This is a genomic window from Cupriavidus nantongensis, from assembly GCF_001598055.1.
Classification (GTDB): Bacteria; Pseudomonadota; Gammaproteobacteria; order Burkholderiales; family Burkholderiaceae; genus Cupriavidus; species Cupriavidus nantongensis.
Window position 1 is genome coordinate 1,799,074 of sequence record NZ_CP014845.1, and the last position, 24,427, is coordinate 1,823,500.

At 69.1% G+C, this 24,427-nt stretch carries 23 protein-coding genes; 15 read left to right on the plus strand and 8 right to left on the minus strand.

Features of this window, described 5'->3' with window-relative positions:
• Window positions 1–87 precede the first annotated feature (87 nt).
• The gene (locus A2G96_RS28980) at window positions 88–309 is read left to right on the plus strand and encodes a hypothetical protein (protein ID WP_062803582.1); all 222 of its coding nucleotides are present in this window, start codon (window positions 88–90) and stop codon (window positions 307–309) included.
• 99 nt (window positions 310–408) lie between these two features.
• Complete coding sequence (locus A2G96_RS28985; protein WP_062803583.1) at window positions 409–1,230, plus strand: aminoglycoside phosphotransferase family protein; 822 nt, start codon at window positions 409–411, stop codon at window positions 1,228–1,230.
• A gap of 24 nt (window positions 1,231–1,254) precedes the next feature.
• On the opposite strand, the gene A2G96_RS28990 is transcribed toward A2G96_RS28985, so the two are convergent.
• The 5 genes from A2G96_RS28990 to A2G96_RS29010 all read right to left on the minus strand — a co-directional run bounded on the left by A2G96_RS28990 (window position 1,255) and on the right by A2G96_RS29010 (window position 5,925).
• Entirely contained in the window at window positions 1,255–2,199 is a 945-nt protein-coding gene (locus A2G96_RS28990; RefSeq protein WP_062803584.1) for an SMP-30/gluconolactonase/LRE family protein, read from the minus strand.
• A gap of 23 nt (window positions 2,200–2,222) precedes the next feature.
• On the minus strand, window positions 2,223–3,194 hold the full coding sequence (locus A2G96_RS28995; RefSeq protein ID WP_062803585.1) for a Bug family tripartite tricarboxylate transporter substrate binding protein: 972 nt from the start codon (window positions 3,192–3,194) through the stop codon (window positions 2,223–2,225).
• A gap of 94 nt (window positions 3,195–3,288) precedes the next feature.
• Complete coding sequence (locus tag A2G96_RS29000; protein WP_062803586.1) at window positions 3,289–4,224, minus strand: hydroxyacid dehydrogenase; 936 nt, start codon at window positions 4,222–4,224, stop codon at window positions 3,289–3,291.
• Window positions 4,221–4,904: an RraA family protein gene (locus tag A2G96_RS29005; protein WP_062803587.1), complete on the minus strand. Its 684-nt coding sequence runs from the start codon at window positions 4,902–4,904 to the stop codon at window positions 4,221–4,223. Before A2G96_RS29005 ends, A2G96_RS29000 begins: the two co-directional genes overlap by 4 nt.
• A gap of 43 nt (window positions 4,905–4,947) precedes the next feature.
• Complete coding sequence (locus A2G96_RS29010) at window positions 4,948–5,925, minus strand: Bug family tripartite tricarboxylate transporter substrate binding protein (RefSeq protein WP_062803588.1); 978 nt, start codon at window positions 5,923–5,925, stop codon at window positions 4,948–4,950.
• A gap of 96 nt (window positions 5,926–6,021) precedes the next feature.
• Here A2G96_RS29010 and A2G96_RS29015 point away from each other — a divergent pair, with 96 nt between their 5' ends.
• The 3 genes from A2G96_RS29015 (at window position 6,022) to A2G96_RS29025 (ending at window position 9,685) form a co-directional block, all read left to right on the plus strand.
• Window positions 6,022–6,795 carry an IclR family transcriptional regulator gene (locus A2G96_RS29015; RefSeq protein WP_062803589.1) on the plus strand — a complete coding sequence of 258 codons (774 nt, stop codon included), beginning with the start codon at window positions 6,022–6,024 and terminating at the stop codon, window positions 6,793–6,795.
• Window positions 6,796–7,066: 271 nt separating this feature from the next.
• A complete protein-coding gene (locus tag A2G96_RS29020; RefSeq protein ID WP_062803590.1) occupies window positions 7,067–8,446 on the plus strand; it encodes an amino acid permease in 1,380 nt (459 codons plus the stop codon).
• Between the two features lie 78 nt (window positions 8,447–8,524).
• A complete protein-coding gene (locus tag A2G96_RS29025; protein WP_231909685.1) occupies window positions 8,525–9,685 on the plus strand; it encodes a glycosyltransferase in 1,161 nt (386 codons plus the stop codon).
• 9 nt (window positions 9,686–9,694) lie between these two features.
• Here A2G96_RS29025 and hpnA read toward each other — a convergent pair whose 3' ends face one another.
• Complete coding sequence (hpnA, locus tag A2G96_RS29030) at window positions 9,695–10,702, minus strand: hopanoid-associated sugar epimerase (protein ID WP_062803591.1); 1,008 nt, start codon at window positions 10,700–10,702, stop codon at window positions 9,695–9,697.
• Window positions 10,703–10,943: 241 nt separating this feature from the next.
• On the opposite strand from hpnA, the gene ispH reads away from it, so the two are divergent.
• From ispH to A2G96_RS29060, 6 genes are read left to right on the plus strand one after another with little or no spacing between them, the layout of a single operon-like run.
• Window positions 10,944–11,894 (plus strand): 4-hydroxy-3-methylbut-2-enyl diphosphate reductase, encoded by a 951-nt coding sequence (ispH, locus tag A2G96_RS29035; RefSeq protein WP_062803592.1) that lies wholly within the window; start codon window positions 10,944–10,946, stop codon window positions 11,892–11,894.
• A gap of 20 nt (window positions 11,895–11,914) precedes the next feature.
• Window positions 11,915–13,087, plus strand: a complete 1,173-nt coding sequence (gene hpnH, locus A2G96_RS29040) for an adenosyl-hopene transferase HpnH (RefSeq protein WP_062803593.1) — start codon at window positions 11,915–11,917, stop codon at window positions 13,085–13,087.
• 10 nt (window positions 13,088–13,097) lie between these two features.
• Window positions 13,098–14,294, plus strand: coding sequence for a bacteriohopanetetrol glucosamine biosynthesis glycosyltransferase HpnI (gene hpnI, locus A2G96_RS29045; protein ID WP_062803594.1), 1,197 nt, complete (start codon window positions 13,098–13,100; stop codon window positions 14,292–14,294).
• Window positions 14,291–15,715, plus strand: coding sequence for a hopanoid biosynthesis associated radical SAM protein HpnJ (hpnJ, locus tag A2G96_RS29050; protein ID WP_062803595.1), 1,425 nt, complete (start codon window positions 14,291–14,293; stop codon window positions 15,713–15,715). The genes hpnI and hpnJ overlap by 4 nt, the downstream gene beginning before the upstream one ends.
• A gap of 38 nt (window positions 15,716–15,753) precedes the next feature.
• Window positions 15,754–16,569, plus strand: a complete 816-nt coding sequence (gene hpnK, locus A2G96_RS29055; RefSeq protein WP_082819189.1) for a hopanoid biosynthesis-associated protein HpnK — start codon at window positions 15,754–15,756, stop codon at window positions 16,567–16,569.
• Window positions 16,570–16,578: 9 nt separating this feature from the next.
• Window positions 16,579–17,583 (plus strand): lysylphosphatidylglycerol synthase domain-containing protein, encoded by a 1,005-nt coding sequence (locus A2G96_RS29060; protein ID WP_062803596.1) that lies wholly within the window; start codon window positions 16,579–16,581, stop codon window positions 17,581–17,583.
• Window positions 17,584–17,605: 22 nt separating this feature from the next.
• On the opposite strand, the gene A2G96_RS29065 is transcribed toward A2G96_RS29060, so the two are convergent.
• Window positions 17,606–18,250, minus strand: coding sequence for an MlaC/ttg2D family ABC transporter substrate-binding protein (locus A2G96_RS29065; RefSeq protein WP_062803597.1), 645 nt, complete (start codon window positions 18,248–18,250; stop codon window positions 17,606–17,608).
• A gap of 204 nt (window positions 18,251–18,454) precedes the next feature.
• Here A2G96_RS29065 and hpnN point away from each other — a divergent pair, with 204 nt between their 5' ends.
• Both hpnN and A2G96_RS29075 read left to right on the plus strand, forming a co-directional pair.
• A complete protein-coding gene (hpnN, locus tag A2G96_RS29070; protein WP_062804195.1) occupies window positions 18,455–21,109 on the plus strand; it encodes a hopanoid transporter HpnN in 2,655 nt (884 codons plus the stop codon).
• A gap of 38 nt (window positions 21,110–21,147) precedes the next feature.
• Window positions 21,148–21,954 (plus strand): MlaA family lipoprotein, encoded by an 807-nt coding sequence (locus tag A2G96_RS29075; RefSeq protein WP_062803598.1) that lies wholly within the window; start codon window positions 21,148–21,150, stop codon window positions 21,952–21,954.
• Window positions 21,955–21,959: 5 nt separating this feature from the next.
• Here the strand turns inward: A2G96_RS29075 and A2G96_RS29080 are convergent, their stop codons facing one another.
• Complete coding sequence (locus A2G96_RS29080) at window positions 21,960–22,403, minus strand: FKBP-type peptidyl-prolyl cis-trans isomerase (RefSeq protein WP_062803599.1); 444 nt, start codon at window positions 22,401–22,403, stop codon at window positions 21,960–21,962.
• Between the two features lie 216 nt (window positions 22,404–22,619).
• Here A2G96_RS29080 and A2G96_RS29085 point away from each other — a divergent pair, with 216 nt between their 5' ends.
• Both A2G96_RS29085 and A2G96_RS29090 read left to right on the plus strand, forming a co-directional pair.
• Window positions 22,620–23,954, plus strand: coding sequence for a tetratricopeptide repeat protein (locus A2G96_RS29085; protein ID WP_062803600.1), 1,335 nt, complete (start codon window positions 22,620–22,622; stop codon window positions 23,952–23,954).
• Window positions 23,955–24,035: 81 nt separating this feature from the next.
• A complete protein-coding gene (locus A2G96_RS29090; protein WP_062803601.1) occupies window positions 24,036–24,416 on the plus strand; it encodes a DUF6152 family protein in 381 nt (126 codons plus the stop codon).
• Window positions 24,417–24,427 lie beyond the last annotated feature (11 nt).

Genomic DNA, 24,427 nt, shown 5'->3' on the forward strand with positions numbered 1-24,427 from the left:
GGCCAGCCCTTTTTTTCCAGTCGGATGGCAGCACGCCACTGGTCCCGCCTGCGTCCCGCGAACGTATGCGATCGCTCGCAATATCGTATGAATGCCCGCTTCATGATGCCCGATGCCGCTCCTCCCCGGCCTCCGTTTGTGCTGGTCATGCGCGAAGACGACGGCGGATGGCACGTCCGGATGCTGACCGACGGCTATATCGTCTCGTTGACCGAAACCTTCTCCACGCGGCAGGAAGCAGTCGCCGCCGCGGCGGAGGCCTTTCCCAGCCTCCATATCGACGTCGGCAGCCATGGTTCCGGCGGTTGAGGCGTCGGGACATCGGCGCGACGCGCGTTGACGGAGCGAGGAGATATCATTCTGCGCAGTCCCCCGGCGGATCCGGCCCGACCATTGGAAAGCACCAGGATGTTTCCCCAGACCGTTGCGAGCGCGCTCGACCAGGCCCTGCGCCGCTGGGCACTTGTGCCCGACGCCGAACCCGTCCTGACGCCGACCAGTTGCCTGCAACCGGTGTCATACCAAGGCCAGCCGGCCATGCTCAAGCTTGCCATGTGCGACGAAGAACGGCGTGGCAATGCCGTCATGGCGTGGTGGAACGGCAGCAAGGCGGCGGCACTGGTCCTGGCTCAGGGTGACGACGCCGTCGTCATGCAGCGCGCGGAATCCGCAGCTTCGCTCGCGCAGCTTTCGCGGACAGAACGAGACGACGCCGCCATGCGGATCGCCTGCGCAGTGCTGGAGAGATTGCACGCCCATGCCGCGCCTGGCCGGCCGCCCCTTGTCTCCTTGCGCGACTGGTTTGCGCCATTGACAAACCCGTCCTGGCCCGACGAAAGCATTCTCCGGTTAGCCGCCACGGTGGCAAAGGACCTGTTGTCGGCCCCCGCCATCGATCAGGTCGTGCTTCACGGCGATATGCACCATGGCAACATCCTCCATTTCAGCGAGCAGGGCTGGCTTGCCATCGACCCGAAGGGACTTGTTGGCGACCGCACATTCGATTACGCGAATCTGCTGTGCAACCCGTCCCGCACGATCGCGGTGGACCGGTTCCAACAGCGCATCGGAATCCTGGTAGAGGCGGCGGGACTTGATCGCCACAGGCTGCTGCGGTGGACGCTGGCGTGGTCGTGCCTTTCGGCGCTGTGGATGATGGAAGACGGGCTTGCGCCCGAGACCCCACTGGGTATCGCCGCGCTGGCGGCGAGCGAACTCGGGCTGCTGTGACGGATCCGGACCGCAGCCCAGTGCTCAGGCGAGCGGCCGATACCTGTCACCCCCCACCCCACCATGCACAGGCGCGCCCCCTTCCGGTACCCGCGCGCTCAGGATCGATCCCGTCGTGGATTCCGTCATCAGCAGCGTCTTGCCGTCATCGCCGCCGAAGCACAGGTTGGTCAACGACGCGCCCACCGGCGTGCGAATGACTTCGACCGGCTCGGCGCGATGGTTCAGCACCCAGACATAGCCGAGCCCAGGATTGGCGACCAGCAGGAAACCGTCGGCACGCATGGCCAGCCCGTCCGGACCGCTCGGCCCGTATGACGTGAAGAACTGGCCCACCTTGCTGACGGAGCCGTCGGCCTGCAGCGGCGCGCGCCACACGCAGTTGCCGCGCGTCATGGCGACATACAGCACCTTCTCGTCGGGCGACAGCACCAGGCCATTCGGGCTTGGCGCATTGATCAGCAGCACATCGAGCTTGCCCGCGGGCGACAGGCGGTAGACGCGGCCAGTGGGGTCATGCATGCCGGTCTGGCCCTGGTCCGTGAAGTACAGGTTGCCCGCCGAATCGAAGGTCAGGTCGTTGACGCCGCGGAAGCGTTCCGAATTCCGGCGTTCCAGGAACGGCGTCACCGCCCCGGTCTTCGGGTTCAGCCGCATCAGCCCGTTGCGGTAGTCGGTCATCAGGAAGTCGCCGCCGGCCAGGCGCTTCATGCCGTTCGGCTCGCCGTCGTATTCGGCCACCAGTTCCCAGTCGCCCTGCAGCGATACGCGGAACACGCGGCCATAGGGAATATCGGTGACCCACAGGTGGCCGTCCGCCCAGACGGGGCCTTCGAGGAATGACTCCGTTACCGCGCCGCCGCGATTGGCCAGCGACCACGCGTTGTCCCGGTCCTGCCGCCGAAACGATTCCGGCAGGCGGGTAAGCACCGCGGCGTCGCGGACGGTGGGTTGCTGGAGCAGCAGCATCGTGGTCCCCGCTGTTACTTGCGTTACTGCTTTTCGATATTGGCCTTCTGTGCCACGGCCGCCCATTGCGCGGTTTCCCGCTGGATCAGCTGTGCGAACCCGCTGCTGTCCAGGCTGCCCGGCTGCGAACCCATTTGTGCCAGGAATTGCTTCATGTCAGGCGATAGTAGCGCTTTTTGAATTTCTGCCTGCAGGCGGATGATCACCTCCGCAGGCGTTCCCTTCGGCGCCGCCAGGCCCGACCAGTTGAACAGGTTGAACGTCGGCAGTCCGGCTTCCGCGAAGGTCGGCACATTGGGGAACACCTCGAGCCGGCTCTTGCCGCTGATGCCAAGCAGCCGCATCTGGTTGCCCTTGACCTGTGCCAGCGCGGTCGGCGTCGACACCACCAGCAGGTCGACGCTGCCGCCCAGCAGGCCGACCATGGCTTCGCCGGCGCCCTTGTACGGCACGTGCGTCAGCTTGATTCCGGCGGCCTGCTGGAAGGCCTCGGCGGAGAAGTGCGGCGAGCTGCCCGGGCCGCCCGTGCCAAATGTCACCTCACCCGGATGCGCCTTGGCGTATTGGATCAGCGAGGCCAGGTCCTTGAAGCGAGAATCGGCCTTGACTCCCACCACGACCGGCGAGAACGCGAACGGCGCGATCGGCACCAGCGCGGTCTGGTGGTCCCAGTTCAGTTTCTTGAACACATAGGGTAGCGTGGTGTAGGAGTTGTCATTGGCCAGCAGCGTATAGCCGTCGGCCGGCGCTTTGACGACCAGCGTGGTGCCGATAGTGCCGGAAGCGCCCGGCTTGTTCTCGACCACGAAACTCTGGCCGGTCTGCTCGGTAAGCTTTTGCGCGACCTTGCGCGTCACCACATCGACGGCGCCGCCCGGGGGATTCGGCACGACAATGCGCACAGGCTTGTCCGGGTAGGCCGCCAACGCCGGCGCCGCACTGGCAGCGGCAATCGCGGCGGCCACTGCAAACAGACCAAATTTACGATGAACCATCATTGTCTCCTGGCAGCCGCGGCCGATCCGGCTTGATGTCAGCCGGCCGCGATGCCCGCATGTTTTATTGCCCAATGAAACGTCGATGCCTCGCTCAGACCGCCGTGGCAGAGTCCTGCAGCACGGCAAGCACGTTCTTCGCGGCCCCCACCCCCATGTTCACGTACGCCGCATCGCTGACGCCGCCGATATGCGGCGACAGGATGACGTTCGGGAGATTCTGGAACGGATGTGGCACGGCCATCGGCTCGACCGCGAAGCTGTCGAGTCCGGCCGCGTAGAGCCTGCCGTCGAGCGCCTCGGCCAGCGCGGGCTCGTCGATCAGGCCGCCGCGCGCGGTGTTGACCAGGATCGCGCCTGGCTTGAACAGGGCCAGGGTCTCGCGGTTGAGCATGCCGCGGTTTTCGTCGGTCAGCGGGCAGTGCAGCGACACCACGTCCGCTGCCTGGTAGAGCTGCGGCAGTTCGCTGACCAATGTGACACCTGCGGGCACGGCCTTCGCATAAGGGTCGAAGGCGATCACGCGCATGCCCATGACCAGGCCTGTCACCGCGACGCGGCGGCCGATTTCGCCCAGGCCGACGATGCCCAGGGTGCGGCCATTGAGCTCGATGGTCTTGTGCGTCGACTTGTCCCAATAGCCCGCGCGCATGCGCGCGTTCAGCTGCGGCACCGACTTGGCACAGGCGAGGATCAGCGCCCAGGCATGTTCGGCCACCGCGGCGGCGTTGGCGCCGACCGCGGCCTTCACCGCGATGCCGCGCTCGGCCGCGGCCTTCTGGTCGATCACGTCGATGCCGCTGCCGTGCTTCGAGATCACCTTCAAGGCCGGCGCCGCGTCCATGACCTCGGCCGTCACGCTGCCATAGCGCACGATGATGCCGACCGGGTTGTGCTGCCGCGCCAGCGCGACCAGCTCGGCGCTCTGCGGCTTCTTGCCCGCGAACACGATCTGGTAGTCGCCAAGCAGCGCGAGCGCTTCCGGTGCCAGGTCCGCACCCGTGACGATAATGACGTCCTTGCCGGTCACAGCGCTTCTCCCTGCTTCAGCACGCCGGCCGTCACCAGCGATGCCAGCAGCCAGGGCGCGGTGGTATTGCCCTCCTTGATCTGCGCGATGCGCATGGCTTCGGCCTCTTCCTTCTTCGCCGCGGCATCGAGCAGCGCTTCGATCTTGCCGCGCTCGACCACGACCAGGCCGTCGGCATCGCCGCAGATATAGTCGCCGGGGTTCACCGTGACGCCGCCGACGGAAATCGGGTGACCGATGCGGCCGCCGACTTCCTTGGTCGGGCCGTTGGGATTGGTGCCGACCGAAAACACCGGGAACTGCATGTCCTCCAGTTCCAGGCTGTCACGCACGGCGCCATCGATCACGACGCCGGCCAGCCCGCGCTGGCGCGCGGCATGCATCATGATCGTTCCCATCAGCGCGGAGGTCTGGTCGCCCTTGCCGTCCACCACCAGCACATCGCCGGGCTGCGCCAGCGCCAGCGCGGCGTGGATCATCAGGTTGTCGCCGGGGCGGACTTCGACGGTGAAGGCGGGGCCGGCGACCTTCATGGTCGGGCGCAGGGCGCGGATGCGGCCATGCAGGGCGCCGCGGCGTCCGCCGACATCCGACAGGATCGCCGGCTGGAAGCGGGCGGCACGCTCGACCACGGCGGCGGGCACGCGCTCGAACGATTTGATGATGTTGGGCAAGCTCATGGAAAACTCCGGCAAGATGAAAGGGATAGGCGTCGGCAATCGATCAGTCCAGCTTGGCGCCGGAGGTCTTGATGACCGCGGCCCAGCGTCCGATGTCCTGCCGGATCAGCGCGGTGAAGGCTTCGGGCGTGCCCGTCAGCACCGACGCGCCTTGCTCGCTCAGCTTCCTGGCCAGCGCCGGCGACTGCAGCGCCTTGTTGAACTCGGCATTGAGCCGCACCACGATGTCCTTCGGCGTCGCGGCCGGCGCGACAAAGCCGAACCAGGTCGCCGTCTCGAAGCCGGGATAGCCGGACTCGGCTACGGTCGGCACCTGCGGCAGGTCCGCCACGCGCTTCGCTGACGTCACGGCCAGCGGCCGCAGCTTGTTGTTCTTGATATGGCCGAGCAGCGTCGGCACCGACGCCATGTACAGGTCCACCTGCCCGCCCATCAGGTCATTGACCGCCTGGGCCGCGCCCTTGTACGGCACATGGGTAAACCTGACCTTCGCGGTGCTTTGCAGCTGCTCGCCGCCAAGGTGGGCGACGGTGCCATTGCCGGGCGAAGCGAAATTCAGCGATGCCGGCTTGGCCCGGGCGGCCTGGATGACGTCCTTCATGCTCTTGTACGGCGAGTTGACGTGCGTCACCAGCACCAGCGGCGCGGAGGCGACCAGGCTGACCGGCGCCAGGTCCTTCAACGGGTCATACGGCAGCCGCTCGTACAGCGAGGCATTGATGGCCAGGTTGCTGGTCTGCCCCAGGGCGATGGTGTAGCCGTCGGCCGGCGCCTTGGCCGCCGCGTCGACGCCGAGGTTGCCGCCGGAACCCGGCTTGTTTTCCACGACAAAGACCCAGCCGGTCGACCTGGCCACGGTATTGGTCACCTCGCGCGCGATGATGTCGGTGCCACCGCCGGCCGGAAACGGCACGATCACGCGGATGGGCTTGGTGGGATATGGCGACGCGGCGTAGACGCTGGCGGATGCCATCAGCAGGGTGGCAAGGGCCAGGATGACGCGGCGGGATGTCGACTGCATGGGTGTCTCCGAATCTGGTTTCGTTGTGATTCGGATTGTGGTGCATCGTTTCACAGCATACAATGCCGTTTCACACAGTGCACCGCATTTCGTGCCATGAACCCAAAAAGTGATCCCACCACCGCCTCAAGCGCTGACGAAGGCTCCTGCGCCGTGATCGCGGTGACCCGCGCGCTACGCGTGCTGGAAGCCTTCGGCGTCAACGACCCGCAGCTGTCGCTGGCCGAGTTGAGCCGGCGCACCGGCATCCACAAGACCACCGTGCTGCGGCTGGCGCGCACACTGGCGGCGGACAACTACCTGGTGCAGAAGGAAGACGGCAACTGGCGCCTTGGCCGCGCGGCCGGCTGGCTCGGCGCGTGCTACCAGGCCACCTTCAACGTGCAGGAAGTGGTCGAGCCGGTGCTGCGGGAATTGACGATCAAGACCGGTGAAAGCGCTTCGTTCTACGTGCGCGAGGGCCAGCAGCGAACCTGCCTGGTCCGGGTCGAGGGCCCGCAGGCGATCCGCCATCACGTCCGGATCGGCGCGGCGCTGCCGCTGGACAGCGGCTCGCCAGGGCGGGTCATCCTGGCGTTTTCGGGCGAGCCGGGGGAGCTTTACGAGATGATCCGGCGCCGCGGCTTCCACCTGTCGCTCGGTGAGCGCGAGCCCGAAGTCTCCAGCGTGTCGGCGCCGGTGTTCGGATTGCACTGGCGCCTGCTGGGGTCGATGTGCATTTCCGGGCCGACTTCCCGCCTCGGCGAAGCGCGGCTGCTGGAACTGGCGCAGACCGTGGTCGACGCCGCGAACAAGCTTTCCTATGCGATGGCGGGCAGTCAGCGGCCCGCGCTGCAAGGCGACAGGCAGCCGGCAACCTGGCATCCCTGACCGGCCCCGTCTTGCATTCCCGGCCGGACACCGTGCCGGCTCCCTGCGCCCTTCCTGGGCTTGCCACGTCATTGCGCGCAGCCGCCGCCATTCCGCTGCGCCAGCAACTTTTCCTGCATTTCGGCACGAATTCAGCAACAAATATCCCTGTTATCTGATTAACCTGCCCGCTCTTTTCCGTTTGCGTGCGCCGCAAACGCAAAAGTTCTCTGCCCCCGCCAGCCCCACAAGGACTGGCGCGGCCATTCAGATCACACGGAGACAACGAACAATGAGTGCAAGCGCAGAACATCTGCAACGCGGCCTGGGAGAACGCCATATCCGGCTGATGGCGCTGGGGTCGGCCATCGGCGTGGGCCTGTTCCTGGGCGCGGGCAACGCGATCAAGATGGCCGGCCCGGCGATCATGCTGGCCTACCTGATCGGCGGCGCGGTGATCTTCCTGATCATGCGCGCGCTGGGCGAGATGGCCGTGCACAACCCGGTGGCCGGCTCGTTCTGCCGCTACGCGCAGGACCACATGGGCCCGCTGGCGGGCTACCTGACCGGCTGGAACTACTGGTTCCTGTGGCTGGTGACCTGCGTGGCCGAGATCACCGCCGTAGCCATCTACATGGGCATGTGGTTCCCCGACGTGCCGCGCTGGATCTGGGCGCTGGCGGCGCTGGCGGCGATGGGCTCGGTCAACCTGATGGCGGTCAAGGCCTATGGCGAGTTCGAGTTCTGGTTCGCCATGATCAAGATCGTCACCATCGTGCTGATGCTGATCGGCGGCGGCGCGATGATCGTGTTCGGCTTCGGCAACGGCGGCGTCGCCACCGGCATTTCCAACCTGTGGGCGCACGGCGGCTTCATGCCCAATGGCGCCTCGGGCGTGCTGATGTCGCTGCAGATGGTGATGTTCGCCTACCTCGGCGTCGAGATGATCGGCCTGACCGCCGGCGAGGCGCGCAATCCGAAGAAGTCGATCCCCGACGCGATCAACTCGGTGTTCTGGCGCATCCTGATCTTTTACGTCGGCGCGCTGTTCGTGATCCTGGCGCTGTACCCGTGGAACGAGATCGGTGCGCAGGGCAGCCCGTTCGTGCTGACCTTCGAGCGCCTGGGCATCAAGACCGCCGCCGGCATCATCAACTTCGTGGTGCTGACCGCGGCGCTGTCGTCGTGCAATGGCGGCATCTTCAGCACCGGCCGCATGCTTTACAACCTGTCGCTGCAGGGCCAGGCGCCGGCGGCCTTCGCCAAGGTCGACCGCAACGGCGTGCCGCGCCGCGCGCTGCTGGTGTCGATCGCCGCGCTGCTGGCCGGCGTGCTGCTCAACTACCTGGTGCCGGAGAAGGTCTTTGTCTGGGTGACCGCGATCTCCACCTTCGGCGCGGTCTGGACCTGGGCCATCATCCTGGTCACGCAGATCCAGTTCCGGCGCTCGCTTGCGCCGGCGGCGCGCCAGGCGCTGGCGTTCCGCATGCCGTTCTGGCCGTATGGCTCGTATATCGCGCTGGCGTTCCTGGCGCTGGTGGTGGCGCTGATGGCCTACTTCCCCGATACGCGCGTGGCGCTGTACGTGGGGCCGGGCTGGCTGGTGCTGCTGACGATCTGCTACTACGCGCTCGACATGCGCTCGCGCGGGCCGGTGAGCTACCGCGCTTGAGACCGACCGGCGGGCCCGCGCCCGCCGGCTGGCCATCGCCTAAAATGGCCCCCGAACCATGCCACCGCAGGGGGCCGCATGACTGAGACCACCGTGCCGGGCGCCGCCATGGCGCTGTCGCTGCTGTCGCTCGCGATCTGGGCCGTGCTGCTGTTCGGGCGCGCCGGCTTCTGGCGCGTGCGCAGGCCACCGGCCGCGCCGGCGCCGGCGCATTGGCCGCAGGTGGTCGCCATCATTCCCGCGCGCGACGAGGCCGACGTCATCGGCAGCGCCGTTGCCGCAGTGCTGGGCCAGCGCTACCCGGGCCCGCTGGCGCTGGTGGTCGTGGACGACCACAGCAGCGACGGCACCGCCGATATCGCCCGCGCCGCCGCGGCCACCACGGCGCGGCCTCACTCGCTCACCGTGATCGGCGCGCGCGAATTGCCGGCCGGCTGGAGCGGCAAGGTCTGGGCGCAGTCCGAGGGCCTGGCCGCGGCCGATCGCATCGCGCCGCAGGCACGCTATGTCTGGCTGACCGATGCCGACATCCGCCACGGAGCGGGCGTGCTGGCCGGCCTGGTGGCGCGTGCCGAGGCGGAGCAGCGCGACCTGGTCTCGCTGATGGTGCGGCTGCGCTGCGTCTCGATGTGGGAACGGCTGGTGGTGCCGGCCTTTGTCTTCTTCTTCGCCAAGCTCTACCCCTTTGCCCGCGTGCGCGATCCGCGCAGCCGTGTTGCCGCCGCGGCTGGCGGCTGCATGCTGGCGCGCCGCGCGGCGCTGGCGCGCATCGGCGGCTTTGCCGCGATCCGCGGCGAGCTGATCGACGACTGCAGCCTGGCCGCGCGCATCAAGCCCGGCGGCGCCATCCGGCTGGACCTGGCCGACGACAGCGTGTCGCTGCGCCCCTATGACGACTGGCGCAGCCTGTGGGACATGATCGCGCGCAGCGCCTACACGCAGCTGCGCCATTCGCCGCTGTGGCTGGCGGGCGCGGTCGCCGGCATGGTGCTGACCTACCTGGTGCCGCCGGTGCTGGCGCTGGGATGGCGGCTTTGGCCGGCCTGGCTCGCCTGGGCCGCGATGGCGCTGGCCTACCTGCCGATGCTGCGCGAGTACCGGCAGCCGTGGTGGCTGGCGCCGCTGCTGCCGGTGACGGCGCTGTTCTACCTGGGCGCGACGCTCGACTCGGCGCGGCGCTACCGGCTGCGGCGCGGCGGCCAGTGGAAGGGCCGCAGCCAGGCCCCGCTGCGGCCCTGAGCGGGCGGTTCAGCGGTGGCCCAGGTATCCGTGCGCGCGAAACCATGCCAGCGCGTCGCGCAGCCCCTCCTGGTACGGGCGCGGCTGATACCCCAGTTCCTTGCGCGCCTTGTCTGACGTAAAGAACATCCGGTAGCGGGACATATTGAGTCCATCGACAGTCAGGAACGGCTCCTTCCCGGTCAGCCGCGCCGCCGCTTCCGCGCCGTAGGCCAGCGGATACAGCGGCCAGCGCGGCAGCTGCAGGGTCGGCGGGCGCCGGCCGCACAGCTGGGCGATATCGCGCAGCATCTGCTGCAGCATCACGTCCTGTCCGCCCAGGATGTAGCGCTCGCCGGTGCGGCCGCGCTCAAGCGCCAGCAGATGCCCGTTGGCCACGTCGTCGACATGGGCCAGGTTCAGCCCGGTATCGACAAAGGCCGGGATCTTGCCGGTGGCGGCCTCGACGATAATGCGGCCGGTCGGCGTGGGCCGCACGTCGCGCGGGCCGATCGGGGTGGACGGGTTGACGATCACCGCCGGCAGGCCATGTTCGGCGATACGTTGCTCGACCACGCGCTCGGCCAGCACCTTGCTGCGCTTGTACGCGCCGATGGCCTCATGCGGGCGCATCGCTGCGGTTTCGTCCACCGGTGCCTGCGCGCCGGCGACGCGCAGCGTCGCCACGCTGCTGGTATAGACCACGCGCTCGACGCCGGCCCGCTGCGCGGCCTCCATCACCGCCAGCGTGCCGTCGACATTGGTGCGCACGATGTCTTCCGGATCGCGCGCCCACAGCCGGTAGTCGGCGGCGACATGGAACAGGTAGCGCACGCCCTGCAGCGCCGCGGCCACCGCGGCGGCATCCCGCATGTCGCCCTGGACCACGGTCAGCGGCAGCCCGGCAAGATTGGTGCGGGGGCTGTGCGGGCGCACCAGCACGCGCACACGCCAGCCGCGCGCCAGCGCCTGGCGTGCCACCGCGGATCCCAGGAAACCCGCTGCACCGGTCACCAGCACGTCATCGTTTTTGCTCATCAGCCCGTTTCCCCGTAAGGCGGCGTCGCCGGCCGGCCCTGCGCCGACCATGGCGGCGCCAGACAAAGCCGGCGTGTCGGGTATATAGTAACCACCGTGCGAGGAAAATGTGATCCGCGACGGATCTCGGGTGGGTCTGGCTCGATACCGGGCATCGCTTCGGGCATAGTTCCGGGCATCATTTTCCGTTGCACGATCCCAAACACTGAAACCCGTAGCAAAAGGGTCGGGGGCCTACTCCATGCAGGTGATTCTTGCTCAGCCCCGGGGCTTCTGTGCCGGCGTGGTGCGCGCGATCGAGATCGTCGACCGCGCCCTCGTGAAGCACGGTGCGCCGGTGTTCGTGCGGCATGAGATCGTGCATAACAAGCACGTGGTACAGGGACTGAAGGACAAGGGCGCGCGTTTCGTCGAGGAACTCGACGAAGTGCCGGCCGGCGCGGTGACCATCTTCAGCGCGCACGGGGTCTCGCGCGAGGTCGTCGCCGATGCCCGCCAGCGCCAGCTGCATGCCATTGACGCCACCTGCCCGCTGGTGATCAAGGTCCACACCCAGGGCCGCCAGTACGCCGCCAGCGGCCGCACCGTGATCCTGATCGGCCATGCCGGCCACCCCGAGGTCGAAGGCACCATGGGCCAGATCCCCGGCAAGGTGATCCTGGTGCAGAACGAGGCCGACGTCGGCAAGCTCGACCTGCCCGACGACACTCCGGTCGCCTACGTCACCCAGACCACGCTGAGCGTGGACGACACCCGCAACATCATCGCCGCGCTCGGACGGCGCTTCAGCAACCTGGTCGGCCCTGACACGCGCGATATCTGCTATGCCACGCAAAACCGCCAGAGCGCGGTGCGCGACCTGTGCAAGCTGGCCGACGTGATCCTGGTGATCGGCGCGACCAACAGTTCCAACTCCAACCGCCTGCGCGAGATCGGCACCGAAAGCGGCGTGCCCAGCTACCTGATCGCCGAGGGCAGCGAGCTCGACCCAGCCTGGGTGCGCGACGCCAACGTGGTCGGCATCACCGCCGGCGCCTCGGCCCCCGAGGCCATGGTCGAAGACGTGATCGCGGCGCTGCGCCGGCTGGGTCCGATCGAGGTCAGCACCATGGCCGGGCGCGAAGAGCATGCCGAGTTCCGGCTGCCGGCCGAGCTGGCCGACGTGAAGCCGCCGGAGAACATTGCAGGCTGAACCAACCAGAGGAAGCTGTCGTGGCCATTCCGCTCCTGCAGGTTGCCCGCGTGGGCGCCTATATCGTCGGCAAGCACCTGTCGCGGCAAAAGCGCTATCCGCTTGCGCTGATGCTCGAACCGCTGTTCCGCTGCAATCTGGCGTGCTCGGGCTGCGGCAAGATCGACTACCCGGATCCCATCCTGAACCAGCGCCTGTCGGTGCAGGAATGCCTGGACGCGGTGGACGAGTGCGGCGCCCCGGTGGTGTCGATTGCCGGCGGCGAGCCGCTGCTGCACAAGGACATGCCGCAGATCGTGCAAGGCATCATCCGGCGGCGCAAGTTCGTCTACCTGTGCACCAATGCGCTGCTGATGGAAAAGAAGCTGGACCAGTACCAGCCCAGCCCGTATTTCATCTGGTCGGTGCACCTGGACGGCGACCGCGAGATGCACGACCGCTCGGTGTGCCAGCAAGGCGTGTACGACCGCTGCGTCGAGGCGATCCGCGCGGCCAAGGCGCGCGGCTTCCGCGTCAATATCAACTGCACGCTGTTCAACGACGCGCAGCCCGAGCGCGTGGCCAGGTTCTTCGATTCGGTCAAGGCGCTGGGCGTCGATGGCATCACGGTGTCGCCGGGCTATGCCTATGAGCGCGCGCCGGACCAGCAGCACTTCCTGAACCGCGGCAAGACCCGGCAGCTGTTCCGCGACATCCTCAGCCGCGGCCGCGCGGGCAAGAACTGGGCGTTCAGCCAGTCGACGCTGTTCCTGGACTTCCTCGCCGGCAACCAGACCTACCACTGCACCCCGTGGGGCAACCCGGCGCGCACGGTATTCGGCTGGCAGCGCCCGTGCTATCTGGTTGGCGAAGGCTATGCCGCAACCTTCCGCGAGCTGATGGACGAGACCGACTGGGACGCCTACGGCACCGGCAACTACGAGAAATGCGCCGACTGCATGGTGCACAGCGGCTACGAAGCCACCGCCGTCGCCGACACCTTTGCCCATCCGCTCAAGGCGCTCGGCGTCAGCCTGCGCGGCGTGCGCACCAGCGGCCCGATGGCGCCGGACATTGCGCTGGACCGGCAGCGGCCGGCCGAATACGTGTTCTCGCGCCACGTCGAGATCAAGCTCGAGGAAATCCAGCGCAGCCGTCCGTCCGCCAACCGGCCACGGCGGGCCGAGGCGTCGGCCAGCGCCGCCACGCACTGAAGCCCTTGCGATGGCAGCCGGACTTGCCGCCATCCTGCCCGGCGCAGCGCTGGTCTGCGTGGCGGCCGGCTATGCGCTGGCCGCGGCCTGGCTGTCGCGGCGCAAGCCCACGCAGGGCAGCGCCATGGCCGCCACGCCGGTCAGCGTGCTCAAGCCGCTGTGCGGCGCAGAACCGCGGCTTTATGCCAACCTGGCGACCTTCTGCCGGCAGCGGCATCCTTGCTTTCAACTGGTGTTCGGCGTGCGCGCCGCCGACGATCCCGCCATCGCGGTGGTGGAGCGGTTGCGGCGCGACTTCCCGGCCTGCGACATCGCACTGGTGATCGATCCGCGGGTGCATGGCAGCAACCTCAAGGTCAGCAACCTGATCAACCTGTTCCGGGCGGCACGCCACGATGCGCTGGTCATTGCCGACAGCGACGTCGCGGTGGCGCCGGACTACCTCGCGCGCGTGACCGCGCCGCTGGCAGACGCCGGCGTCGGCGTGGTCACCTGCCTGTACCGCGGCCATGCCGTCGGCGGCTTCTGGCCGCGCCTGGGCGCGCAGTTCATCGACGACTGGTTCGCGCCCGCGGTGCGCATCGCGCACGCGGGCGGCTCGCGGCGCTTTGCCTTTGGCGCGACCATCGCGCTGCGCCGCGATGCGCTGGCGGCCATCGGCGGCTTCGAAGCCTTGCGCGACCGGCTGGCGGATGATTTCTGGCTGGGCGAACTGACGCGGCGGCTGGGCTTGCGTACGGTGTTGTCGGAGGTGGTGGTGACGACCGATATCACCGAAGACGGTTGCGCCTTGCTGTGGCGACGTGAGCTGCGCTGGCTGCGGACCATCCGCTCGCTGAATCCGGCGGGCTTTGGCTTTACCTTCATCACCTTCACCTGGCCCATGCTTGCGCTCGGTGCGTGGCTGGCGCCGCTGCCGCTGGTGCTGGCGGTGTCGGCCGTCGGCATGATCGCGCGCAGCGTGCTGGCGGGCGGCGTTGCCGCGGCAATCCGGGCGCCGTTGCGCGATGCGTTGTTGCTGGCTGGCTGGTTCTTCGCTTTGACAGGGCGACGCGTGCAATGGCGCGAGCAGGTGCTTTCGGTACGTGACCGGCAGCACTCCGGTCAAGCGCCGGCCCTCTCCCCCGCCCCTCTCCCGCAGGCGGGAGAGGGGAGAAAACCCAACACCCAACCATTCACCGGCATCCATACCAAGAGGCCGCTATGAAAAAAACCCTGTTCCTGCAGGCCCCGTCGTTCGACGGCTTCGATGGCGGCGCCGGGTCGCGCTACCAGGCCAAGCGAGAGATCAAGTCGTTCTGGTATCCCACCTGGCTGGCGCAGCCCGCCGCGCTGGTGCCCGGCAGCCGCGTGCTCGATGCCCCGGCCGACGGCCTGACGGTGCAGCAGACGCTGGAGATCGCCGCGGACTATGAGCTGGTGATCATCCACACCAGCACGCCGTCGTTCCCCACCGACGCGAAATTTGCCGAGGCACTGAAGCAGCGCCATCCCGGCGTGATGATCGGCATGGTCGGCGCCAAGCCCGCGGTCGATCCCGGCGGCACGCTGGGCGCGAGCGACGCCATCGACTTCGTCTGCCGCGAGGAGTTCGACTACACCTGCCAGGACGTGGCCGCGGGCAAGCCGCTCAAGGACATCCTGGGACTCAGCTATCGCCTGCCGGACGGCTCGCTCGAGCACAACGGCCAGCGCCCGATGATCGAGGACATGGACGAGCTGCCGTTCGTCGCGCCGGTCTACCAGCGCGACCTCAAGATCGAGAACTACTTCATCGGCTACCTGAAGCATCCCTACGTGTCGATCTACACCGGCCGCGGCTGCCGTTCGCGATGCACCTTCTGCCTGTGGCCGCAGACCGTGGGCGGGCACCGCTACCGCACGCGCTCGGCCGCCAGCGTGATCGCCGAGGTGAAATGGATCAAGGAGAACATGCCCGAGGTCAAGGAGATCATGTTCGACGACGACACCTTCACCGACTTCAAGCCGCGCGTCGAAGAGATCGCGCGCGGGCTGGGCCAGCTGGGCGTGACGTGGTCGTGCAACGCCAAGGCCAACGTCCCGTACAGCACGCTCAAGATCATGAAGGAGAACGGGCTGCGCCTGCTGCTGGTGGGCTACGAGTCCGGCGACGACCAGATCCTGCTGAACATCAAGAAAGGCCTGCGCACCGACATCGCGCGCCGCTTCACCGAAGACTGCCGCAAGCTCGGCATCCAGATCCACGGCACCTTCATCCTGGGCCTGCCGGGCGAGACCCGCGAGACCATCGAGAAGACCATCGAGTACGCCAAGGAAATCAACCCGCACACCATCCAGGTCTCGCTGGCCGCGCCCTACCCCGGCACCACGCTGTACCGCCAGGCGGTGGAGAACGGCTGGCTCGAGGAGAACAAGGTCATCAACCTGGTCAACGACCAGGGCGTGCAGCTGGCGGCGATCAGCTACCCGCACTTGTCGAAGGAGGACATCTACCACGGCGTCGAGACCTTCTACAAGCGCTTCTACTTCCGCCCCGGCAAGATCTGGGAGATCGTGCGCGAGATGCTCGGCAGCTGGGACATGATGAAGCGGCGCCTGCGCGAAGGCGTGGAGTTCTTCCGCTTCCTGCGCTCGCACGAGGCCTGATCCTGGCCCGGGTATTTTCGACTGCCGCGCAACGCGCGCTGATCGTCACCGCCGACGACTTCGGGCTGCACCCCGCCGTCAACGAGGCGGTGGAACTGGCTCATCGCAACGGCGTGCTCAACGCCGCCAGCCTGATGGTGGGCGCGCCCGCGGTGGCGGATGCGGTGGCACGCGCGCGCCGGCTGCCGGCGTTGCGCGTGGGCCTGCACGTGGTGCTGGCCGATGGCCCGGCCACGCTGCCACGCGCGCGCATCCCGGCGCTGGTCGATGCGCACGGCCGCTTCGGCTCGGCCATGGCGCGGGACGGCTGCCGCTTCTTCTTCCTGCCCGCGGTGCGCCGCCAGCTTGCCGCGGAAATCCGCGCGCAGTTCGAGGCCTTCGCCGCCACCGGCCTGGCGCTGGACCACGTCAATACGCACAAGCATTTCCACCTGCATCCGACCGTGCTGTCGCTGATCCTGTCGATCGGGCGCGAGTACGGACTGCGCGCGATGCGGCTGCCGCGCGAGGCGGGCGCGCCCTGGCTGCTGCGCCCGTGGCTGGCGTTGCTGCGCCGCCGGCTGGATCGCGCCGGCATTGCGCACAACGACTACGTGGTCGGCATCGCGCGCAGCGGCCAGATGGACGAGGCCGCGCTGCTGCAGGCGCTGGCGCAACTGCCCGCGGGCGTGGGCGAGATCTACCTGCATCCGGCGGTGGTGTCCGGCGCGGCCATCGCCCCGTCGATGCACGACTACCGCCACGCCGACGAGCTCGCCGCGCTGCTGTCGCCGCGCGTGCGCGCCGCGCTGGAGCGCGCGGCCCACCGGCGCGGCGGCTTTGCCGATGTGCTCGGCAGCGGGACGCTCTGCTGACGATCGCCGATGAAACGCCTGGCCTACCTGACCGGACTGCTCGGGCTGCTGGCGCTGACCGCGCTGGTGATCCACCAGGGCGCCGGCGATATCGCCGCGGTGATGGCCCGCGGCGGATGGCCTCTGCTGTTACTGGTGCCGCTGCACGCGCTGCCGCTGCTGCTCGACGCGCAGGGCTGGCGCGTGCTGCTGACCTCCGCCGATCCGGACGAACGAGCCGGCGTCGGCTTCCTGTGGTGGGTCGCCGCGGTGCGCGAGGCGGTGGGCCGCCTGCTGCCCACCGTGGGCGTGGGCGGCGAGCTGGTCGGCATCCGCCTGACGCGGCTGCGCATCCACGACACCACCGCGGTCACCGCCAGCGTGGTGGTCGAAGTGATGGTGACGATGTTCTCGCAATATCTGTTCGCCGCCGCCGGCGTGCTGATGCTGGTGGTCGCGCTGCAGCAGCGCGCCAGCGCGTGGATCATCCTGGCCGGCCTGCTGCTGTCGCTGCCGGTGCCGGTGCTGTTCGCGCTGTCGCTGCGCCACGCCGCCTTGTTCGAGAAGCTGGAAGGCGCGGCGCGCCGGCTGTTCGGCGCCGACCACCGCATCGTCGCGCTGATCGACGGCGCGCGCCTGGACGCGCATATCCGCGCGCTCAACCGGCGCCACCGCGAACTGGCCAAGGCGCTGGGCTGGCAGCTGGCCGGGCTGCTCAGCGGCACGCTCGAGATCTGGCTGGCGCTGTGGCTGCTGGGCCATCCGGTGCCGTTCTGGCAGGCGCTGGCGATCGAGTCGCTGACGCAGGCCGCGCGCCACATGGCGTTCTTCGTGCCAGCCGGGCTCGGGGTGCAAGAGGCCGTGATGCTGCTGCTGGGCCAGGCGCTGGGCATGAGCGCGGAGGTGGCGCTGGCGCTGGCGCTGGTCCGGCGTGCGCGCGAGATCCTGTTCGGGGTGCCGGCGCTGCTGTCATGGCAGTGGGTGGAGCTGCGCAGCTGGCGGCGCAGCAGCGGTGGCAGGCAGCGCGCGCCCTAGCGTTGCCACGGCGCGAGCCCGCTCAGATCTCCGCCGCCTGGCGCGCGTTGTGCGTGGTCAGGTACTTCACCAGCCCGTCGACCCCGTTGCGCGCGACGATGTCGGCAAACTGCTTGCGGTACACCTCGATCAGCCACGCCCCCATCATGTTGATGTCATAGATCTTCCAGCCGGTTGCGGTACGCTGCAGCCGGTAGTCGATCTGCATCTCGTCGGCATTGTTGATCACGCGCGTCTGCACCACCACATCTGTCGCGCTGCTGGCGGCCTTGCCCGGCTGGTAGCGGAACCTGACGTTCTGCTCGCGCAGTTGCGCCAGCGAGACCGCGTAGCTGCGCACCAGCAGCGTCTGGAACTGCTCGTACAGCTGTTGCTGCTGCTCCGGCGTGGCCGTGCGCCAGGCGCCGCCCAGCGCCAGCCGCGTGGTGCGCTGGAAATCGGTGTAAGGCAGGAATTGCTTCTGCACGACCGCGGTGATCTTGCCGAGGTCGCCGGCGCGGGTCTCCGGCTGGGACTGGATGGTGCCGATCACGCCCTCCACCGCGGCCTGCACCAGCCGCTCGGGGCTGGCGCGCAGGTCGCCGGGCTGGACTGCCTGGGCGTGCACGACGGATGCCATGGCCATCGCTGCAAGCGGCGCCACGGAAAGCAAACGGTGAATCGTCATGGATGCAAGTGCGGGGAAATGACGGAAGACGGTAAAGCGGCGGCGCCGCGCTGCACGGCGGCCCGGCCGGCACCGGCTGACAGTGTATAGCGGATCGGCCACCATCGCGGCGACGGCGGCCGCGCCGGCGCCGCATGGCGCATGCCGCATACCGCACGGCGCCAGCCGATATACTCGCGGTTCGTGCTCCTTCCCGATCCGTCCATGCTGACCTCGCTGCTGACACGCATCGTCCGGCTTGCCACCGCCTGGCCGTGGCGCGTCATCCTGCTGGCGGCACTGCTGACAGCCGCCAGCGGCATCTATGTGGCGCGCAACTTTGCCATCAACACCGACATCGGCCGCCTGCTGGATTCCGACGAGCCCTGGGCGCTGCGCGACGAGGCCATCGCCACGGCCTTTCCGCAACGCGGCCAGATGATCCTGGCAGTGGTGCAGGCTCCGGCCGCGGAGCTGGCCGATGCCGCCGCCGATGCGCTGGCCGAAGCCTTGCGCCGGCAGCCGGCACGTTTCACCGCGGTCAGCCAGCCGGGCGGCGGGGCATTTTTCGCGCGCAACGGCCTGCTGTTCGCCGGCACCGGTGAAGTCAACCAGCTGACGCAGCAGCTGACGCAGGCGCGCCCGCTGCTCAACGCCCTCGCGCACGACCCGACGCTGCGCGGCCTGTCCGATGTGCTCACCACCACGCTGGCGCTGCCGCTGCAGATGGGGCAGGTCAGGCTGGGCGACATGGCCGGGCTGCTGGGCAGCAGCGCACGCACGCTGGACCAGGTGCTGGCCGGCAAGCCCGCCGCGCTGTCGTGGGCGGGACTGCTCGACGACAGCCTCAAGCCCGGCCCCGACGGCCAGGTCTACCGCTACGTCGCGCTCAGCCCGGTGCTCGACTACAGCGACCTCAAGGCCGGCGCCGCGGCCGCGCGCGCGATCCGCCTCGCCGCGGACGAACTGCAGCTGGCGCAGCGCTACCAGGCCTCGGTGCGCCTGACCGGGCCGCAGGCGCTGGCCGACGATGAGTTCGCCTCGGTCAGCGATGGCGCCGTGCTCAACGGCGTGCTCACGGTGCTGGCGGTGGTGCTGATCCTGTGGCTGGCGCTGCGTTCGGCGCGCCTGATCGTGGCGGTGCTGGCGAGCCTGTTCGCCGGACTGCTGGTCACCGCCGCGCTGGGACTGGCCATGGTCGGCGCGCTCAACATGATCTCGGTGGCGTTCGCGGTGCTGTTCGTCGGGCTGGGCGTGGACTTCGGCATCCAGTTCGGCGTGCGCTACCGCGCCGAGCGCCATGACCGCGACCATATCGTCGATGCGCTGGGGCTGGCCGCGCGCGGCGTCGGCGCGCCGCTGGCGCTGGCCGCCGCGGCCACGGCGGCGGCGTTCTTCTGCTTCCTGCCCACCGACTACCGCGGCGTGGCCGAGCTGGGCCTGATCGCCGGCGTCGGCATGATGGTGGCGTTCGCGACCACTTTCACGCTGCTGCCAGCGCTGATTGCGGTGCTCAGGCCCGGCGGCGAATCCGCGTCGCCGGGCTTTGCCTGGCTGGCGCCGGCGGACCGCTTCTTCGACCGCTACCGCAAACCCGTGCTGCTGGTAACGCTGCTCGCCATCCTCGCGGGCGCGCCGCTGCTGCCGCACCTGCGCTTCGACTTCGACCCGCTGCACCTGAAGGATCCGCAGTCCGAATCGATGGCGACGCTGCTGTCGCTGCAGGACGCGCCGCAGGCCGGCACCGACGATGTCAGCGTGCTGGCGCCGTCGCTGCCGGCCGCGCACGCGCTGGCGGGACAGCTCGCGGCGCTGCCCGAAGTCGCGCGCGCGGTCACGCTGCAGAGCTTTATTCCCGACGAGCAGCCGCCCAAGCTGCAGGCCATCGGCCAGGCCTCGGCCGCGCTGATGCCAGTGCTGACGCAGACCCCCGCCGCGCCCGCCACCGACAGCGCCCGGGTCAACGCGCTGCGCAACGCCGCGCGACAGCTTGCCATCGCCGCCGACGAGCACCCCGGCCCCGGCGCCGCCGAAGCCGCGCACCTGTCCGCGACGCTGAAGAAGCTGGCCGCAGCCGATGCGCCCGTGCGCGACCGCGCCGAGCGCGCCATCGCCCTGCCGCTGCAGCTGGCCCTGGCAAGACTGAAGCTGGCGCTGACGCCGCAACCGGTCAGCCAGCAGACGCTGCCGCCCGAGCTGGTGCGCGACTGGATCGCCTCGGACGGGCGCGCGCTGGTCAATGTCAGCCCCAGGCTGCCGCCGCCCTCCAGCGCGCAGCGCGAAGCAGCGCTGGCCCGCTTTATCGCCGCGGTGCAGCGCGTGGCGCCCGCCGCCACCGGCGGGCCGATCTCGATCCGCGGCTCGGCCGATACCATCATGAGCGCGTTTGCGCAGGCGGGGGCGTGGGCGGTGCTGTCGATCACCATCCTGCTGTGGATCACGCTGCGCCGCTTCGGCGACGTGCTGCGCACGCTGATCCCGCTGCTGGTGTCGGCCATCGTTACGCTGGAGCTGTGCGTGGTGTTCGGCATTGCGCTGAACTTCGCCAACGTGATCGCGCTGCCGCTGCCGCTGCTGCTGGGCGTGGGCGTCGCCTTCAAGATTTACTACGTGATTGCGTGGCGGCACGGCAAGACCCAGCTGCTGCAGTCCAGCCTGACGCACGCCGTGCTGTACAGCGCCGCCACCACCGCGGTCGCCTTCGGCAGCCTGTGGCTGTCGCAGCATCCCGGCACCGCCAGCATGGGCAAGCTGCTGGCGCTGGCGCTGGCCTGCACGCTGGTCGGCGCGGTGTTCTTCCAGCCGATCCTGATGGGCCGTCCGCGCGACGATGTCCAGGAAGGCGGCCATCAAGGACCTGACCAGCCGGCCCGCCCCTGAATCCCTTCCCGCTCGCGCGACCGACCCTGTTTGCCTCGATGCCTGTTCCGCTTCGCCTCACGACGCTCGCCACCGCCACCATCGCCGCGACCATGCTCGCGGGCTGCGCCACCGGCCCGCAAGCCAGTCCGGACGATCCGCTGGAGCCGATGAACCGCGCCATCTTCACCGTCAACGACAAGCTGGACCAGTATGTCGCGGTGCCGGTGGCCAAGGGCTACAAGGCGGTCACGCCCGAGCCGGTGCGCACGGCGGTCAGCAATTTCTATTCGAACCTCGCGGACATCGGCAACTTTGCCAACAACCTGCTGCAGGGCAAGGGCGTGGCGGCGGCGGAGAGCTTTATGCGGGTGGCGATGAATTCCGTGCTGGGCCTGGGCGGGCTGATCGATATCGCCACGCCGGCGGGGCTGCCGAAGCACTCGCAGGACTTCGGGCTGACGCTGGGCACATGGGGCGTGGCGTCAGGGCCCTACCTGGTGCTGCCGCTGTTCGGCCCCAGCTCTTTGCGCGACGGCGCGGGCCTGTATGTGAATTTCTGGTTCGATCCCACCACCTATGCCGAGCCGGCGGTGCGCAACTCGGTGTACGGGATGAACGTGGTCGACGTGCGCACCAACCTGCTGGGCGCGACCGACCTGCTCAAGCTGGCGGCGCTGGACAAGTACGCCTTTGTGCGCGACGCGTACCTGCAGCGGCGGCGCTACCTGCTCGGCCAGAACACCGCGTTGCCAGACTACGGCGATGACGAGGACGCCGGCGCGGAGCCGGTGCCGGCCACGCCCGCCGCACCGGCAGCCCCCGCCGGCACGCCGGCGCCCGCACAGCCGCAGGCGCCGCGCTGAGGTGCTTAGCTGCCGATACCCAGCAGTACCACCTCGAAGGTCAGCGTGGCGTTCGGCGGGATCGTGCCCGGCACGCCGCGCGCACCGTAGGCGGTGCCCGGCGGGCAAGTCAGGCGCGCCTTGCCGCCGACCTGCATGGCCTGCACGCCCTCGGTCCAGCACGGGATCACGCGGTTGAGCGGAAACGAGATCGGCTGGCCGCGCTTGTACGAGCTGTCGAACTCGGTGCCGTCGGCAAGCGTGCCGCGGTAGTGCACCTGGACCGTGTCGGTGGCCTTGGGCGAGGCGCCGGTGCCCTTGTTCAGGTGCTGGATGGTCATGCCCGACGCCAGCGTCTGCGGCGCCGCGGCCTGGGCAGCAGGGGCGGCAGGCGCCGAAGCGGCCGGCCCGGCAGCGCAAGCGGCGCCGGCAAGGGTCAGGGTGCCAAGGAAAAGCGCGAGTGTTTTCATGGAAGGCCTGCTGTCGAGGTCGTGATTGGGGATGCGGCAGTTTAACCGACACGCCGACCCGCGCCGCCGGTATGGCGGCGGCGGCATATCGGACACCGCGGCCGCGCCGCCCGCGGGCATGGTGCGCCGCACCGCGCCGCGCCCGTTACACCGGGCGTTTTGCCGTCTACGATGGTTCGTGACAGCCCGCTGCCGCGCGGGCGCACGGAGACGGTCATGGCACTGACGGATTCCAGGGACCTCGCGGTCTCGACCCTGAACACGCGCTCGGTGGCGCAGTACGAGACCGCGCTGCGCCTGCTGAACGGCTACTACGGCGACCCGCTCGCCGTGATCGACGCGGCGCTGGCCGACGACCCCGGCTTCGCCATGGGCCACGCGCTGCGCGCCGCGCTGATGGTGACCTCCGGGGACGGCGCCGCCGAGCCCATGCTGCGCCAGAGCGTCGAGGCCGGCGAAGCGCTGCACGCCCGCGCCAACGAGCGCGAGCGCCGCCATATCGCCGCGGCGCGCGCCTGGCTCGACGGCGATTTCGAGCGCGCGGTGCGCTGCTATGGCGACATCGTGATCGATTATCCACGCGACCTGCTGGCGCTGCAGACCGCGCACCTGGGCGACTTCCTGCTGGGCCAGTCGACCATGCTGCGCGACCGCGTGGCGCAGGCGCTGCCGCACTGGGATGCCGCCATGCCGGGCTACGGCTACGTGCTCGGCATGCACGCCTTCGGCCTGGAAGAGACCCAGCTCTACGAGCGCGCCGAGGAGGCCGGACGGCGCGCGCTGGAATGCCAGCCGCGCGACCCGTGGGCCGTGCACGCGGTCGCGCACGTGATGGAGATGCAGGGCCGGACCGACGACGGCATTGCCTGGCTGGAAGGCCGGCGCCAGGACTGGGCCGACGACAACATGCTGGCGGTGCATAACTGGTGGCACCTGGCGCTGTTTCTGCTGGAACAGGACCGGACCGACGAGGTGCTGGCGCTGTACGACCGCGCCATCAGCCGGCCCGCGCCGGCGATCGCGCTGGACCTGGTCGACGCTTCCGCGCTGCTGTGGCGGCTGCACCTGCGCGGCGTCGACGTGGGCCGGCGTTGGCATGCGGTGGCCGATGACTGGCTCGGCCGGGGTGCGGCCGGCTATTACGCCTTCAACGACGTGCATGCGGTAATGGCCAGCCTGGGTGCGCAGCGCCCCGCCGCGGCCGACCAGGTGCGCGCAGCGCTGGAGCGGGCCGCGCTGGGCAACGGCACCAACGCGATGATGTCGCGCGAGGTGGGGCTGCCGGTGGCCGATGCGCTGATCGCGTTCGCGCAGGGCGATTACGCCGCCGCCATCGAGCTGCTGATGCCGGTGCGCCTGGTGGCCCACCGCTTCGGCGGCAGCCACGCGCAGCGCGACGTGATCGGCCTGACCCTGCTCGAAGCGGCGCTGCGCAGCGGCAGCGGCAACCTGGCGCTCGCGCTGACCGCCGAGCGCGCCGCGCTCAAGCCCGTCAGCGCGAGCCTGCGCCGGCTGGTGCAGCGCGCCGACACCTGCCGCGCGCAACCCTGAGGCGCTGCCCGGCACGGCGGCAAGGACCGCAAGGACGGAAACGGGCGCCTATACTGCACCTGTCCTGACCGGAGACCCGCCATGCCCAGCATCCGCGCCCTGTTCCGTCCCGCCCTGCTTCGCCCCATCCTGGGCGCCGCCGCCCTCGCCATGGCAGCCGTGCCGGCCATCGCCCACCACGGCTGGTCCACCTATGACGAGACCAAGCCCATGACGCTGACCGGCAAGATCGTCGAAAGCCATTACGAGAACCCGCACGCGCACATCCGCATCGACGCCGGCGGCAAGCGCTGGCTCGCGGTGCTGGCACCCGTGTCGCGCATGGAAGCGCGCGGCGCGACCTCGGACAAGGTCGCGGTGGGCCGCGAGGTCACGCTGGTCGGCTACGCCAGCAAGGAAAAACCGGACGAACTGCGCGCCGAGCGCATCACCGTCGACGGCAAGACGGTCGAGTTGCGCTGAGCCGGCACGCC